The organism is Kitasatospora sp. NPDC052896, assembly GCF_044547075.1.
Taxonomy (GTDB): Bacteria; Actinomycetota; Actinomycetes; order Streptomycetales; family Streptomycetaceae; genus Kitasatospora.
In genome coordinates this window covers 461,542-476,194 of the sequence record NZ_JBITZU010000001.1, presented here as the reverse complement: position 1 = coordinate 476,194, position 14,653 = coordinate 461,542, and the positions used below count along the sequence as shown (strand labels likewise).

Sequence of the window (14,653 nt, the reverse complement as noted above, 5' to 3'; positions counted from 1 at the left end):
GCGGGCGCCGTCGCGCGCTGGGTCAGTGCGCCGTCGCGCTGGCGGTCGCCGAGGCGCCGGCACCGGCGGCGGTGCCACCGGGCGCACTGGCCGAGGCGGTCGCCGACGGGACGGCCGAGCCCGAGGCGGAGGCACCGGCCGACGGGGACGGGCTGCCGGAGGCCGTCGGGGAGCCCGAGGCGGAGGTCGAGGCGCTGGCCGACGGGGCGACCGGGCCGTACGACGCGAGGTATCCCGTGGCCGGGCTGACCTGCGCCTGGGCACTCACCGAGCCCGCCGTGTCGAAGGTGAACGAGGTCGGCGTGAAGCCGCCGACCGGCAGCTGGATCGAGGCCAGGTGGGCCGACGGCTGGCCCTGGCTGCCGAACGACACCGCGCCACCGGCCGGCACGACGATGCTGGGCACCGTGGCGCCAGTGGCGTCCTCAAGGGTCGCCGCGGTGTTGTTCACCGTGATCGACTGCAGCGTCTCCGGGCTGCTGCCGGTGTTGCTGATGCTCAGGGTGACGGTGGCCGGGCCGGGGGCGTCGGGGGTCGCGTCGGGCGCGGTGACGACGACGATGCTGTTCAGCCGGAGGTCGTTGCCCAGCGTCACGGCCGGGGTGTTCGGCTTGATCTGCTGGGTCTCCGCGGTCTGGCCGGCCGAGCAGGCGGACAGCGAAACGGTGGCGAGGGCGAGAACGATGGCGGCAGATCCGCCGCGTCGAAGGCTGCGGCTCACGGCGGCGGCATCTCCTTGGTCGCGTGTCGAGTGGTCAGCGCTCAGATTACCGACCGCACTTATCCGCTTCTCACGGGGTGGCCCCGTGGCGCGCCGCTGGGCCCCCGGACGGGGGCGGCCCACGGGTGGTGCGGGGTCACACCGCAGCGCTCGGGCGACTGTTCAAGCGGCCTCCGGCGGCGTCGCGCCGGCCGCGACCGAGTGGGGTGCGGCCGATCGGGGCGCGCCCCGCCGGGCGGCCCGGACCGGGCGCGGGGCGGTCAAGATCGGATCACGATCCGGAAACGTCGAAATTCCGGTGTCGACTCCAAGATCGAATGCCGGTTTCGGGGACCGGGTCGCGGGTTTCGTCGGCTCCGCGAACCGCCTCCGACCTGCGAGAAGCCCCTCCCGGCGGGTGGCCGCAGCACGTCGCAGGGGTCCTTGTCAAGCCCCGAGACCGGCCCTGACCTGCGAAAACGCCCTTCGGGTGGACGGAAAAGCGTGTTATTCTGGAAAGCCACGGAAGGGGTCCTGTCACATGACGTTCAAGGTTGGCGACACGGTGGTCTACCCCCATCACGGGGCTGCACTGATCGAGGCCATCGAAATTCGCCAGATCAAAGGTGTGGACAAGACCTACCTGGTGCTGAAGGTTCAGCAGGGTGACCTGACGCTGCGCGTCCCCGCGGAGAACGCGGAGTTCGTCGGCGTGCGCGACGTGGTCGGCCAGGAGGGTCTGGACCGGGTCTTCGAGGTGCTGCGTGCACCGTACACCGAGGAGCCCACCAACTGGTCCCGTCGGTACAAGGCGAACCTGGAGAAGCTCGCGTCGGGAGACGTCATCAAGGTCGCCGAGGTCGTCCGCGACCTGTGGCGGCGCGAGCGCGAGCGCGGCCTGTCGGCCGGCGAGAAGCGGATGCTCGCCAAGGCGCGACAGATTCTCGTCAGCGAGCTGGCGCTCGCGGAGAACACCAACGAGGACAAGGCGGAGACGCTGCTCGACGAGGTGCTCGCCTCGTAGTGCCGGCGGTTGCCGTTCACAGCGCCCGGCGCTGCGGCGTCGCCCGGGGTCGGTAGGACTCGGGTGATGCGGTGGCACTCCGGGCGCTGCGGCATGCCCGGATAAGGTGATGCTTCGCGGTGCGGATCGCTCGGTGCTGATCGCTGTGCTCGGCGGAACGCTCGGTGCTGATCGCTGTGCGCGCGGGCCAGGCCGCCTCGCGAGGGCCGCCAACCACGCCGGTACCCGAGAGGCGGCGCCGGTGTGGAAGGGGTCCGGTGCACCGTCTGACGGGTACGCCTGGGCCATACCCACTTCGCCGAAGGAGTGAAACCTGAACACCACAGGAGTAGTTGCAGCCGCCGTGGTCCCCGCCGCCGGGCGCGGCGAGCGGCTCGGCCCCGGTGCCCCCAAGGCGCTGCGCGAGCTGGGCGGCGCGCCGCTGCTGGTGCACGCGGTCCGGGCACTGGCGCGCAGCCGGGCGATCGGGCTGGTCGTGGTCGCCGCCCCGGCCGACGGGGTGGCCGAGGTGGTCGGTCTGCTGGACAGTCACGGGCTGGCCGGCAAGGACGTCCGGGTGGTGGCCGGTGGCGCGACCCGGCAGGAGTCGGTGCGGCTCGGCCTGGCCGCCGTCCCGGCCGGGACCGAGGTCGTGCTGGTGCACGACGCGGCCCGCCCGCTGGTGCCGGTGGAGGTGGTGGACGCGGTGGCGGCCGCCGTCCGGGCCGGGGCCGAGGCCGTGGTGCCGGCGGTTCCGCTGGCCGACACCGTCAAGCGGGTCGAGCCGCGTCCGGCCGGTGAGCCGGAGCCGGTGCTGGACACGCCCGAGCGCGCGGCACTGCGCGCGGTGCAGACCCCGCAGGGCTTCCGCTACGACGTGCTGGTCGAGGTGCACGCCAAGGCGCTGGCCGAGGAGGCCGCCGGCATGGCGCCCGCGGTCACCGACGACGCCGGCCTGGTCGAGCACTACGGCGGCCGGGTGGTCGTGGTGCCGGGCCACGAGGAGGCGTTCAAGGTGACCCGTCCGCTGGACCTCGTGCTGGCCGAGGCCGTGCTCGCCCGGAGGAGGGCTTCCGATGGTTTCTGACCGGTCGTCCGGTGCGCCGGTACTGCCGCGGGTCGGCATCGGCACCGATGTGCACGCCTTCGAGGCCGGTGCCCCGCTCTGGGTGGCCGGCCTGCGCTGGGAGGGCTACGAGCACGGTCTGGCCGGCCACTCGGACGGCGACGTCGCCGCCCACGCGGCCTGCGACGCGCTCTTCTCGGCGGCCGGGATCGGCGACCTCGGCGCGCACTTCGGCACCGACCGTCCGGAGTGGGCCGGTGCGTCCGGCGTCCGGCTGCTCGGCGAGGCGGCCCGGATCGTCCGGGCCGCGGGGTTCGAGATCGGCAACGTCTCGGTGCAGGTGATCGGGGTGCGCCCGAAGATCGGCAAGCGGCGCGAGGAGGCGCAGGCCGCGCTCTCCGCGGCGGTCGGCGCGCCGGTCTCGGTCTCCGGCACCACCACGGACGGGCTGGGGCTCACCGGGCGGGCCGAGGGCCTGGCCGCGCTGGCCACCGCGCTGGTCTACCGGCGGGACTGAGCCCGCCCGACGGCGGCGCTGGTCAGGGCGGGGGAATAGCCCCGCCCTGACGGGTGTTCAGGCTGATCGGCCCGGGCCGTGTGGGTAGCTTGGGCAACGGTTGATCACCTGTCGGCTGACCGCACCGAGATGAGGCCCGCAATGACCGTGCAGCTCTCCGAGAAGGCCCGTGCCCTGCTCGACGGCAGGAGTTTCGCCGTGATCGCCACCCTGCAACCGGACGGCAGCCCGCAGAGCTCGGTGGTCTGGGTCACGCGGGACGGCGACGACGTGCTGTTCTCCACCGTCCAGGGCCGGCGCAAGCACCTCAACCTGGTCCGCGACCCGCGGATCTCGCTGCTCGTCAACCCGCCGGAGGAGCCGTACAGCTACCTGGAGGTGCGCGGCGAGGCGGCGCTGACCACCGAGGGCGGCGCGGAGCTGATCGACGAGCTGTCGCACAAGTACCTGGGAAAGGACTACCCCGACGACACCCCGGAGACCGTCCGGGTGGTGGTCCGGCTGACCCCGCAACGGGTGATCGAGAAGTTCTGAGCCGGAGCGGATGGCTCCGCTTTGCCACGGTGCGTCATCCGGGCACTCCCTCCCGTCACACCCGCGCAGCACCGGCGTCACAAGCGCAAATTCTTGGCAGCCCCGCGACAGAAACGTCGCGGGGCACTACCCGCTTCCCACTACGCTTGACGCTGTGAGTATTCGCCTGTACGACACCAGCACCCGCCAGGTACGCGACTTCGTCCCGCTTGTACCGGGTTGTGTCTCGATCTACCTGTGCGGTGCCACCGTGCAGGCCCCTCCGCACATCGGGCACGTCCGGTCCAACCTCAACTTCGACATCATGCGCCGGTGGTTCACCTACCGCGGCTTCGACGTGACCTTCGTGCGCAACGTCACGGACATCGACGACAAGGTGATCCGCAAGGAGCACGAGCTGGGCGTCCCGTGGTGGCAGATCGCGTACGCCAACGAGCGCGCGTTCAACGACGGTTACCAGGCGCTCGGCTGCCAGCCGCCGACCGCGGAGCCGCGGGCCACCGGCCACGTCCCCGAGATGATCGAGATGATGCGGACGCTCATCGCCAAGGGGCACGCCTACGCCGCCGAGGGGAACGTCTACTTCGCCGTCACCACCTACCCGGGCTACCTGCAGCTCTCCAACCAGCAGCTGGAGCACCTGCTGCAGCCGGAGGGCGAGGGCGAGACCGGCAAGCGCGACCCGCGCGACTTCGCGCTCTGGAAGGCGGCCAAGGAGGGCGAGCCGTTCTGGGAGACCCCGTGGGGCCCCGGGCGCCCGGGCTGGCACCTGGAGTGCTCCGCGATGGCGCACAAGTACCTGGGCAGCGCCTTCGACATCCACGGCGGCGGGCTGGACCTGATCTTCCCGCACCACGAGAACGAGATCGCCCAGTCCAGGGCCTTCGGCGACCACTTCGCCGGCTACTGGGTGCACAACGCCTGGGTCACCATGAGCGGCGAGAAGATGAGCAAGTCGCTCGGCAACTCGGTGCTGGTCTCCGAGATGGTCCGGCGCTGGCGGCCGATCGTGCTCCGCTACTACCTGGGCGCCCCGCACTACCGCTCGATGATCGAGTACAGCGAGGAGTCGCTGCGCGAGGCGGAGGCCGGCTTCGGCCGGATCGAGGGCTTCATCCAGCGGGTGGTCGAGCGCTGCGGCGAGGTCGAGCCGGCCGCCGAGGTGCCGCCCGCCTTCGCCGAGGCGATGGACGACGACCTGGGCGTGCCGCAGGCGCTGGCCGTGGTGCACACCGCCGTCCGGCAGGGCAACAGCGCCCTGGCGGCGGACGACAAGGAGAACGCGGTAGCGCGACTGGCCGAGGTCCGTGCGATGCTCGGAGTGCTGGGTCTCGACCCGCTGGACCCGCAGTGGGCCGGTAACGACCGCGGCGACGACCTGCACGGGGTGGTCGACTCGCTGGTCCGGCTGGTCCTGGAACAGCGGCAGGCGGCCCGGGCCCGCAAGGACTTCGCCACCGCGGACGCCATCCGCGACCAGCTCGGTCTGGCCGGGCTGGCGATCGAGGACACCCCGTCCGGCCCGCGCTGGACGATCAACAACCAGTAATCCCGCCACGGAGGTCCGTGGAGGGGTGAGGGTGGGCCGTACCGGCTGCCGAGACGGCCGGTACGGCCCACCCGCGTGACGCAGAGCATGCGCCCGTCGTGGCAGACCGCCGCGACCGGGCATGACGGACAGACAGGAAGTACAGCCATGGCCGGCAACAGCCAGCGCAGGAACCGCCGCAACCCCGGGTCGAAGAAGGGCGCGAGTGTCGGGACCGGCGGCCACAGCCGGAAGGCACTCCAGGGCAAGGGCCCGACCCCGCCCGGTGAGGCCCGCAAGGGTCACCCGAAGCAGCGCGCCGCCAACGCCGCGCTGAAGCGCGAGCGGGACGCCAAGGCCCGGGCCGGCATGCGTCGGGCCGGCGGCGGCGGGCGCGGTGGCCGCGGTGGCGCGGGCGCCGCCGAGCTGGTGGTCGGCCGCAACTCGGTGGTCGAGGCGCTGCAGGGCGGGGTCCCGGCGACCGCGCTGTACGTGATGCAGTTCATCGACACCGACGACCGGGTGCGCGAGGCGTTCCAGGCGGCCAACGACCGCGGTGTCCCGCTGATGGAGGCGCCGCGCCCGCAGCTGGACCAGATGACCGGTGGGCTCAACCACCAGGGCCTGGTGCTGCAGGTCCCGCCCTACGAGTACGCGCACCCGGAGGACCTGCTGGACGCCGCCTCCGAGCAGGGCGAGGACGCGCTGATCATGGCGCTGGACGGGGTGACCGACTCGCGCAACCTGGGTGCCGTGGTCCGGTCGGCCGCCGCCTTCGGCGCGCACGGCGTGGTGATCCCCGAGCGGCGGGCCGCCGGGATGACGGCCGGCGCCTGGAAGACCTCCTCGGGTGCGGCGGCCCGGCTGCCCGTCGCCCGGGCGACCAACCTGACCCGGGCCCTGGAGGCCTACCAGAAGGCCGGGCTGATGGTGGTCGGGCTGGCCGCGGACGGCGAGGCCGAGATCGGCGACCTGGAGGCGCTGACCGGCCCGGTGGTCATCGTGGCGGGTTCCGAGGGCAAGGGCCTGTCCCGGCTGGTCTCGGAGACCTGTGACCTGCGGGTGCGGATCCCGATGCCGGGTGCCACCGAGTCGCTGAACGCGGGCGTCGCGGCCGGGATCGTGCTGTACGAGGCGGCGCGGCTGCGGGCCAAGCGCTGAGTCGCGGCCGGCTCGGAGCCGGCCGGGAGCGGGCGGGCGGTGGTGCCCGCCCGCTCCTGCGTGTGGGTGACGATCGGCGCGGAGTTGACGTCTTCTGTCCGGCTCTGACTGGGCGGATCACCATCTCGTGCGTCGCTGACCAGAACCGTCAGCCACACCCGGGAGTTGCACCCGGGAGAGTGTCCTAACCGGCTGTCACCCGGTTAGAGGGGGCGTGGACACCAGAACACCTCGGCGCCCAAGGCAGGGCGGAGCGGCAGGGATAGACGCTGAGCCCGGCCTCAGCACCGTCAAGGTGCCGAGCGATCCGGCCCGCCTGAGCAGCACCCAGGCCAGCTTCCGGCTCCGGCTCCCCGCGCCGGTGGCTCCGATGATCGACGCCCCCTCGATGGCCGGCGTGCCGCAGGCCGACGCCTTCGGGCGGCCGTACGCGCCGCTCGCCTACGCCGGGCGGCCCGGGCTGGTCCGGGCCGGCGGCGCGGACACCGGCGGCCCGGCCGACACCCTCGGCGGCGGGGTACCCCGCCGGAAGGGCCGGGTCACCGCCGTCACCTGGACCGGGCAGGCGATGCCCGGCGACGCGGCGGCCACCCAGCTGCTGGACGCGGTGCGGCTGAACAGCGCCTCCGCGCCGGTCGGGGCCGCCGCGCTGGCCGGCGGCGGGCACGGTGGCCTGCCGCTCGGCGGCGGGTCCTCGGTCGGGCTGGCCGACCCCGGGTCGACCCAGCTGCTCGACCCGGAGTGGGACGACACCCTCGGCGGTTCGTACGGGCGGGCCGTCCCGCGGCAGCAGTACGGGCCCGGGATGACCGGCCCGGGCGGGCCCGGCGGCGCGGGCTACGGAGGGTACGGCGCCGGGCGACCGGCCGAGGGCCGCCCGCCGCGGCGACCGGAGCCGCCCGGCTGGGCGCCGACCGGCGAGTTGCCGCAGTACTCGGCCAGCACCGGCGAACCCAGCCGGCACGCCTGGTACCCCGGCCGCCGGGTCGACCTCGGCCTGGTGCTGCTCCCGCTGCGGGTGCTGCTCGGCTCGCTCTCGGTCTACGCCGGCTTCAGCAAGCTCTGCGACCCGGTCTACTTCGACGGCGGCGACCGCGGCTCGATGATGCGCTGGCTCTCCTCGCTGCACCCGTGGCGGGCCGCCGAGCCACTGCTGGCCTTCGCCATGGCGCACCCGGTGGGTGCCGGGCTCGGGGTGGCCTTCACCGAGGTCGTGGTAGGCGTGCTCTCGCTGCTCGGGCTCTGGCAGCGGCTGGCCGCCGCGACCGCGATGGCGCTGTCCGCCGCGCTGCTCTTCACGGTCAGCTGGCGGGCGGTGCCGGTCTACGACACCCCCGACCTGATCTTCCTGGCGGCCTGGAGCCCGCTGCTGATCGCCGGGGCGCCGTTCGCCTCCCTGGACGGGCGGCTCGCCCTGGAGGCCTGGCGGCGGTACGGCGCCGCGCCGAAGGCGGTGCGCCGCCGGGTGCTGCGCCGGGGCAGCGTGGTCGCTTCGGTGGTGATCGGGCTGACCCTGCTGTGCGGCTCGCTGCTGGGCGCCGCGGTGCGCACCGGCGGGCAGCCGCAGCCGAGGCCGACTCGGGTGCCGTCCAACAACTACGGCACGCCGGTCTGGCCGACCACCGGTGGTACCGGCGGAGCCTCGCACGCGCCGGTGGCGGGCACCCGGTCGGGGCCGGCCGGGGGGCCGACGCCCTCCGTCGCGCCGTCCGCGACGCCGTCGGCCGCGCCGACGCCGTCCACCGCGGCGAAGGCCCCGAAGGCACACCCGTCCGCGCCGCGGTCCACGGCCGCGGGGCGGGCGGGCGAGGCGACGGGTTCGTCCGGCCAGGGCGGCGGCTCGACCTCCGGGACGGGCACCGCCTCGCAGCCCGGGACGGCGGGCTCGTCCGGTTCGGCCGGCAGCGGGACGGGCACCCGGGTGCCGAAGCCCACCCCGAGCGGCGGCGGGCTGCTCGGGAGCGTGCTCGGCAGCGGGCCGCCGGCGGTGAGCCTGGTCGGGATGTCCGACGCGCCGGCGTCCTCCGGGCGGGGCGCGGTGTAGCGGATCACGCGGCGCGGGCCGGGCGTGGTGACCTCAACGAGGCACCGCGCCCGGCCCGTTGTCCGCCGGTTCCATCAACTGCTCAGTAAAATACGTCAGTTGGCCTCACGGGCCTGGCTGGCGGCGAGTTCCCTGGCGGCCTCGGTGAGGTCCTTGGCGGTGTCGATCGCCCGCCAGTACACGCCCTGTGGCAGCTGGTAGCCCGCGAGCCGCTTGGCGCGGGCGAGTTGGGGGAACGTGGTGCGCTCGTGGTCGCCGACGTCGGGCAGCAGCTCGGCGAAGCCGGCCGCGAAGACGTACAGGCCGGCGTTGATCAGGAAGGGCGAGGGCGGCGCCTCGATGAAGTCCAGCACGTTGCCGAACTGGTCCGTCTCCACCGCTCCCCAGGGGATCCGCGGGCGGGCCAGCGCGAGCGTGGCGAGGGCGTCCCGTTCGTGGTGGAAGGCGGCCATCTCGCGCAGGCTGAACCTGGTCCAGATGTCGCCATTGGTGGCGTACCAGGGTTCCGCGGGCCGTGGCAGTGCCTTCGCGGCGAGCTTCAAGCCGCCGCCGCGGCCCAGGGGCTCGGCCTCCACCACGGTGCTGACCCGGAGTGGCAGCTCGGCCTGGTCGAGCCAGGCCTGAAGCACCTCGGCCAGGTGTCCGCAGGAGATGACCACGTCGGTCACGCCCTCCGCGGCCAGCCAGGCGAGTTGGTGTCCGACGATCGGCATGCCCGTACCCGGGATCTCGACCAGCGGCTTGGGCCGGTCGTCGGTGTACGGGCGCAGCCGGGAGCCCTGGCCGCCGGCGAGGACGACGGCCTGGGTGACGAGGGGTGCGCGGGTGAGGTCGTAGCCGGTCATGGGGAGCAGGATAGGACGCCGGGATGATGAGGCGTCAGATCGTGCTCCCCGCCGCGCGGTCGCGGTTCAGCCGCCCTGGACGCCGGCCGCGAAGGAGCCGTCACAGACCGGACGGGCGTAGGAGGCGGCCTTCCGCACGTCGCCGTGGTACTGCTTCACCGCGGCGTGCCCGAGCTCGGTGGCGAGCCCGGTGCAGTACGGCGTGAGCGAGGGCTGCTCGTGCATCGAGCGTTCCAGCTGGTCCAGCGCGGCACCGGCACCCTGGGTGCGCAGCGTCTCCAGCAGGTTGGCGCGGAGCGCGTCCTGCGGGGCCAGCCCGGGGTGGGCGGCGGTGGTGTCCGAGACGTTGGAGGCGGCGACCACCTGTTGGGTGGCGGCCCATGGGACCTGGGTCACGGCGAGGGTGCCGGTGGTCACCAGGATCACGGGCAGGGTGAGGGCGATGGTCTGGCCGATTCGGCGAACGAGCTGCTTCACGGCAGCGAGGGTAGCGCCGAGTGAGCCCCGGAAGACACTCCGTCACACGGACGAGTGACAACACCGGAGCCCCGTCGGACGCGCGTCCGACGGGGCTCCGGGTGTCGTCACCGTCAGGCGCTCAGCCGGACGCCGGTGCTGCTGGAGAAGACGTGCGTCTCGTCGCCGTTCGGGACGACGTGGATGGTCTCGCCCTTCATCGGGATCTGCCGGCCGTTGACCCGCACCACGATGTCCTTGTCCTCGCCGCCGATCTTGGTGGTGCCGTAGACGAAGCCGTCGGCGCCCAGCTCCTCGACCACGTTGACGGTGACCGCGACGCCCTCGATGCCGCCCTCGGGCACGATCTGGAAGTGCTCCGGGCGGATGCCGACGGTCACCGTCCGGTCCGAACCGGCGCCGGCCAGGTCCTCGCGGGAGATGTTGACCACCGAGCCGCCGAACTTCACCCCGCCGTCCACCAGCGGCACCTCGACCAGGTTCATCGCCGGCGAGCCGATGAAACCGGCCACGAAGACGTTGGCGGGCTTGTCGTACATGTTGCGCGGGGTGTCGACCTGCTGCAGCAGGCCGTCCCGGAGCACGGCCACCCGGTCGCCCATGGTCAGCGCCTCGACCTGGTCGTGCGTCACGTAGACCGTGGTGATGCCCAGCCGGCGCTGCAGGCTGGCGATCTGGGTGCGGGTGGAGACGCGCAGCTTGGCGTCCAGGTTGGAGAGCGGCTCGTCCATCAGGAAGACCTGCGGCTCGCGGACGATCGCCCGGCCCATCGCGACGCGCTGGCGCTGACCGCCGGAGAGCGCCTTCGGCTTGCGGTCCAGGTACTGGGTGAGGTCCAGCATCTTGGCGGCCTCTTCGACCTTGGCGCGGATCTCCGCCTTGCCGACGCCGGCGATCTTGAGCGCGAAGCCCATGTTGTCGGCGACGCTCATGTGCGGGTAGAGCGCGTAGTTCTGGAACACCATGGCGATGTCCCGGTCCTTCGGCGGGAGGTGGGTGACGTCGCGGTCGCCGATCCGGATCGCGCCGCCGTTGACGTCCTCCAGGCCGGCCAGCATCCGCAGGCTGGTGGACTTGCCGCAGCCGGACGGGCCGACCAGGACCAGGAACTCGCCGTCCGCGATGTCCAGTTCCAGGGCGTCCACGGCGGGCTTGGTGCCGCCCGGGTAGAGGCGGGTCGCCTTGTCGAACGTGACAGAAGCCATGGTTGTGCTCTCCTTCACCGGCAGGAACGTGCCGGACGATCCGAGTAAAGGGGTGAGGTGGTCCGGGTCGCACCGCTGATTGGTCTGGACCTTCGATGGCGAGCACGACCCGGGCCGAGGCTACCCGCCGCTCCGCCGGCTGTCAGCCCCCGGGTCGCCCCGATCCGGCATCGGTCCGATCACGACCCCGCCCCGCCCCGTAATCCGCCCGCACACCGCCCGCTCCGCCCGGTAGACTGCCACCTGGTGCCGCCGCGTTCCTCCGCGGACGACCACCGTGCCTCCTTAGCTCAGCTGGCCAGAGCACCGCTCTTGTAAAGCGGGGGTCGTCGGTTCGAACCCGACAGGGGGCTCAGCGAACGAAGCTCCACAACGCACGACAAGGGCCAGGTCGCCGGGGTAGTCCCGGGGGCCTGGCCCTTGATCGTTGTTCGAGTGGGTCGGGTGGTCAGTCCGGCCGTGTCACTGGCGTGCCGGAAGGCACAGGGGGCGCCGGCCCTGACGGCGGTGCCGCCGCGGTCTCCCCGGACCGGAGCGGAGCCGTGCCGGTGTCAGGGAGCGCAGACGGCGTAGGGGGTGACGTTGCTGTAGTTGCTGCTCTGGTTGTCGGCGAGGACCTGCCGGGTGTTGCCGGCGGGTCGGTTGGTGACCTGGACGGGTGGGACGGCGCCGCCGCTCCGCTGGTACCCGCCGCCGGTGATCACGTGGCCGGTGGGGCAGCTGGCGGTGGCCACCACCGGGACCCTGGCCGTGGCCACCCCGCGGGGGGTGATGCCAGAGGGGATGGTGACGGTGTCGGTGGCCGTGTTGATCACCGTCACGTTGTTCGAGCTGATGTTGACGACGTACGCGAAGCTCCCGACTCCCGTGGCCCGGGACGGACCCGAACGACGGCGTCGACGATCCGTCGCGGACCCGGCGTGTCCGGCCCCTTCTCCGCTCCGAGGAGGAAGACCCCGCGGGACACGTCCCGACGGCTGATCGGGGCCCGAATCCGGTAGGGTGTCGGACCGGAGTCGGCGTCGGCCCGGTCTGATCAACAATCAATTGAACTGTGGATCAAGGACGTTCGAAAGAGCGGAACGGCTCCTATCGCATACATGACACCCGCAGATGGCGTAGCGTGTCCGCCATGGATGGCATCGTTACGGCAGAGTCCCGCTTGGACGGCAAGGCAGTTGTCGCGGCCTCGGCGACGGTGGTGTTGTGGGCCTCCGCGTTCGTCGCGATCCGCGATGCGACCAACCACTTCAGCCCCGGGGCACTGGCCCTCGGCCGGCTGGTCACGGGGTCGGTGGCGCTGCTCGCCCTGCTGTTGTACCGGCGTGAGGGGTTGCCGCCGCGCGCGGCCTGGCCCGGCATCGTGGCGTCGGGGGTGCTCTGGTTCGGCCTCTACATGGTCGCGTTGAACTGGGGTGAGAGCCAGGTCGACGCGGGTACCGCGGCCATGGTGGTCAACATCGGTCCGGTGGTGATCGCCCTGCTGAGCGGCTGGCTGCTGAAGGAGGGCTTCCCGCCCAAGCTGATGGCCGGGATGGCGGTCTCCTTCGCGGGGGTGGTCGTGGTCGGCTTCGCGACGTCGAGCGGGACCCACAGCTCGGTCACCGGCAGCCTGCTCTGCCTGCTCGCGGCGCTCGCCTACGGCTGCGGTGTGGTGAGCCAGAAGCCCGCACTGCGGCACGCGTCCCCGCTCCAGGTCACCACCTTCGGCTGCCTGGTCGGCGCGGTGGCCTGCCTGCCGTTCTCCGGGCAGCTGGTGTCGGATCTCGGCAAGGCGCCCGCGACGAGCATTTTCAACATGCTCTACCTGGGCCTCTTCCCGACCGCGCTCGCCTTCACCACCTGGGCCTACGCGCTCGCCCGGACCAGCGCCGGCAAGATGGGCGCCACCACCTACGCCGTGCCGGCCCTGGTGGTCGTGATGGCCTGGGTCGCCCTCGGCGAGATCCCGAGCCTGCTCGCGCTGGGCGGAGGCGTGCTCTGCCTGGCCGGTGTCGCCGTCTCGCGCCGCCGCTGAACCCGCCGGCGCGTCCCCTCCATGCCGCGCCGGCTGTCACAGCACGGGTCTCACAGCACCAGGACGGTCTCGCTGCGGCCCAGCAGGAAGCCCAGGTGCAACCGGTTCCGGGCGCCCAGGCTGTCCTTGATGTGGGCCACGTGCGCCTGTAGCGTCCGTTCGCTGATGCCCAGGCGGCGGGCGATGACCTTGTCCGAGTGGCCCTCCACCAGCAGCCGCTGGATGGACTCCCGGATGGACGGGACCACCTCGGGGGCGGCCTGGGCGGAGTGGATCGGCACGAAGGGGAACGGCTCGGCGCGGTCCCAGGAGCGCTCGAAGACGTCGCTGAGGAACCGGACGACGGCCGGCTCGGTGATCATCGCGGCCTCGGTGCGGTCGTCGTTGGCCGAGATGAACGCGGTGGCCCGGTCGATGACGATCAGTCGGTCGAAGAACTCGGCCAGGGTCCGCACCTGGACGCCGTAGCCGGTCACGGTCCGGACGTAGTCCTTGGTGGCCTCGTCGAACCGGGTGGTGTGCTGGTAGAGCGTGCGCATCGAGACGCCGGCGCTGATCTGCCGCCGCACCGACTCCAGCGCGTCGTCCAGGACCGCGCGCGGCCGTGGTCCGTCCGGCTGGGCGGTGAGGATCTCCTGCCGGGCATTGGTCAGCGCCTCCTGGATGGTCCGGTTGATGGTCGGTAACTCGCGTATGTACGTGACGCAGCCGCAGCTCCGGGAGCCGGTGTCGGGCGCCTCGGGGGCGGGCGTCGTGGCCGCGACCCTGGTCGCCTGTTCCTTGGCCTGACGCGAGAGCTGGGCCAGCGCCTCGCGGACGGCCGCCTCGACGGCCCCGCCGGTAAGCGTGAATACATCCGGGGTTACCCCGCCCGTGGAATTCGGCGGCGACGCCGCCTCGACCACCTCCGATTCGGATCGATCAGCTCCATTTTCCGGTCCGCTGGCCCCATTTCCCATTTCGATCTCTCCCGACGTGTCCGATTTGCCCTGGTCTATACCCATGAGGATCCCTCGGCTTTTTGCAGTGCGGAGACCCGACCCATCTTAGATCTTTCTCCTCGGATGTCAGCAGCAGAGAGTTGGTTCTGCGGGCAGCGGCGCCGGCAACCAGCCGGGGCCGACTGAATGAGGTGGTCGTCGGCGTACCCGACAGTCAACCCCTTCACTCGCCGCACCACCCGCATCATTCGGAATTCGGAAACGCAACAAACGCGGTGGAATTGCCATTCCCGATCTCGCCGTGTCGCGCTTCCGCGCCTTCTTCGGCCCACTCGCCGATCTCGCCAACGGCTCTTCGACACGATGGGAATTGTCATGCGTCAAAACAGCTCGAACTCCGCCGTCGCCCGCGTTTTCCGCTTGCTGCCGATCGCCCTGCTCGCGGTCGCGGCCCTGCTGGTCGGCCTCAACGGCCTCGGTGGCGCGTCGACCGCCCCTAACTCTCAGGTGCACCGGGTGGCCGGTGACGTCGGCTGGAACAACGTGCCCCCGCAGTCCACGGTTCCCGGCGTCTGATCGGCGCCCGCCGCGCCAGGACCGCCCATCGCAGATCGT

General features: G+C 72.4%; 15 protein-coding genes and 1 tRNA gene. 10 read left to right on the top strand and 6 right to left on the bottom strand.

From position 1 onward, the window contains the following. Window positions 1–22 precede the first annotated feature (22 nt). Complete coding sequence (locus tag ACIGXM_RS02200) at window positions 23–721, bottom strand: DUF461 domain-containing protein (RefSeq protein ID WP_396555890.1); 699 nt, start codon at window positions 719–721, stop codon at window positions 23–25. Window positions 722–1,241: 520 nt separating this feature from the next. Here ACIGXM_RS02200 and ACIGXM_RS02195 point away from each other — a divergent pair. From ACIGXM_RS02195 to ACIGXM_RS02165, 7 genes are all read left to right on the top strand, one after another. Next, window positions 1,242–1,724, top strand: coding sequence for a CarD family transcriptional regulator (locus ACIGXM_RS02195; RefSeq protein ID WP_030244332.1), 483 nt, complete (start codon window positions 1,242–1,244; stop codon window positions 1,722–1,724). A gap of 313 nt (window positions 1,725–2,037) precedes the next feature. Then, a complete protein-coding gene (gene ispD / locus ACIGXM_RS02190) occupies window positions 2,038–2,790 on the top strand; it encodes a 2-C-methyl-D-erythritol 4-phosphate cytidylyltransferase (RefSeq protein ID WP_396557336.1) in 753 nt (250 codons plus the stop codon). After that, window positions 2,780–3,286: a 2-C-methyl-D-erythritol 2,4-cyclodiphosphate synthase gene (ispF, locus tag ACIGXM_RS02185; protein WP_396555888.1), complete on the top strand. Its 507-nt coding sequence runs from the start codon at window positions 2,780–2,782 to the stop codon at window positions 3,284–3,286. Before ispD ends, ispF begins: the two co-directional genes overlap by 11 nt. 141 nt (window positions 3,287–3,427) lie before the next feature. Further along, on the top strand, window positions 3,428–3,820 hold the full coding sequence (locus ACIGXM_RS02180; protein WP_396555886.1) for a PPOX class F420-dependent oxidoreductase: 393 nt from the start codon (window positions 3,428–3,430) through the stop codon (window positions 3,818–3,820). A 154-nt stretch (window positions 3,821–3,974) separates the two neighbouring features. Beyond that, the gene (gene cysS / locus ACIGXM_RS02175) at window positions 3,975–5,369 is read left to right on the top strand and encodes a cysteine--tRNA ligase (protein WP_396555884.1); all 1,395 of its coding nucleotides are present in this window, start codon (window positions 3,975–3,977) and stop codon (window positions 5,367–5,369) included. A 147-nt stretch (window positions 5,370–5,516) separates the two neighbouring features. Next, entirely contained in the window at window positions 5,517–6,509 is a 993-nt protein-coding gene (gene rlmB, locus ACIGXM_RS02170; protein WP_396555882.1) for a 23S rRNA (guanosine(2251)-2'-O)-methyltransferase RlmB, read from the top strand. Window positions 6,510–6,804: 295 nt separating this feature from the next. Then, window positions 6,805–8,553 (top strand): DoxX family membrane protein, encoded by a 1,749-nt coding sequence (locus ACIGXM_RS02165; protein WP_396555881.1) that lies wholly within the window; start codon window positions 6,805–6,807, stop codon window positions 8,551–8,553. Between the two features lie 95 nt (window positions 8,554–8,648). On the opposite strand, the gene ACIGXM_RS02160 is transcribed toward ACIGXM_RS02165, so the two are convergent. From ACIGXM_RS02160 to ACIGXM_RS02150, 3 genes are all read right to left on the bottom strand, one after another. Beyond that, window positions 8,649–9,398: an NDP-sugar synthase gene (locus tag ACIGXM_RS02160; protein ID WP_396555880.1), complete on the bottom strand. Its 750-nt coding sequence runs from the start codon at window positions 9,396–9,398 to the stop codon at window positions 8,649–8,651. Between the two features lie 66 nt (window positions 9,399–9,464). Then, window positions 9,465–9,875 carry a hypothetical protein gene (locus ACIGXM_RS02155; RefSeq protein WP_396555879.1) on the bottom strand — a complete coding sequence of 137 codons (411 nt, stop codon included), beginning with the start codon at window positions 9,873–9,875 and terminating at the stop codon, window positions 9,465–9,467. 113 nt (window positions 9,876–9,988) lie between these two features. Beyond that, the gene (locus ACIGXM_RS02150; RefSeq protein ID WP_396555877.1) at window positions 9,989–11,080 is read right to left on the bottom strand and encodes an ABC transporter ATP-binding protein; all 1,092 of its coding nucleotides are present in this window, start codon (window positions 11,078–11,080) and stop codon (window positions 9,989–9,991) included. Window positions 11,081–11,359: 279 nt separating this feature from the next. On the opposite strand from ACIGXM_RS02150, the gene ACIGXM_RS02145 reads away from it, so the two are divergent. Continuing rightward, window positions 11,360–11,433: transfer RNA gene (locus tag ACIGXM_RS02145), tRNA-Thr, on the top strand. Window positions 11,434–11,631: 198 nt separating this feature from the next. Here the strand turns inward: ACIGXM_RS02145 and ACIGXM_RS02140 are convergent. Next, window positions 11,632–11,901, bottom strand: coding sequence for a hypothetical protein (locus ACIGXM_RS02140; RefSeq protein ID WP_396555875.1), 270 nt, complete (start codon window positions 11,899–11,901; stop codon window positions 11,632–11,634). Window positions 11,902–12,212: 311 nt separating this feature from the next. Between ACIGXM_RS02140 and ACIGXM_RS02135 the strand changes: the two genes are divergently transcribed. Further along, window positions 12,213–13,097 carry a DMT family transporter gene (locus ACIGXM_RS02135; protein ID WP_396555873.1) on the top strand — a complete coding sequence of 295 codons (885 nt, stop codon included), beginning with the start codon at window positions 12,213–12,215 and terminating at the stop codon, window positions 13,095–13,097. Window positions 13,098–13,147: 50 nt separating this feature from the next. On the opposite strand, the gene ACIGXM_RS02130 is transcribed toward ACIGXM_RS02135, so the two are convergent. Next, window positions 13,148–14,002, bottom strand: a complete 855-nt coding sequence (locus ACIGXM_RS02130) for a LuxR C-terminal-related transcriptional regulator (protein WP_396555871.1) — start codon at window positions 14,000–14,002, stop codon at window positions 13,148–13,150. Between the two features lie 411 nt (window positions 14,003–14,413). On the opposite strand from ACIGXM_RS02130, the gene ACIGXM_RS02125 reads away from it, so the two are divergent. After that, on the top strand, window positions 14,414–14,614 hold the full coding sequence (locus ACIGXM_RS02125) for a hypothetical protein (protein ID WP_396555869.1): 201 nt from the start codon (window positions 14,414–14,416) through the stop codon (window positions 14,612–14,614). Window positions 14,615–14,653: the final 39 nt, after the last annotated feature.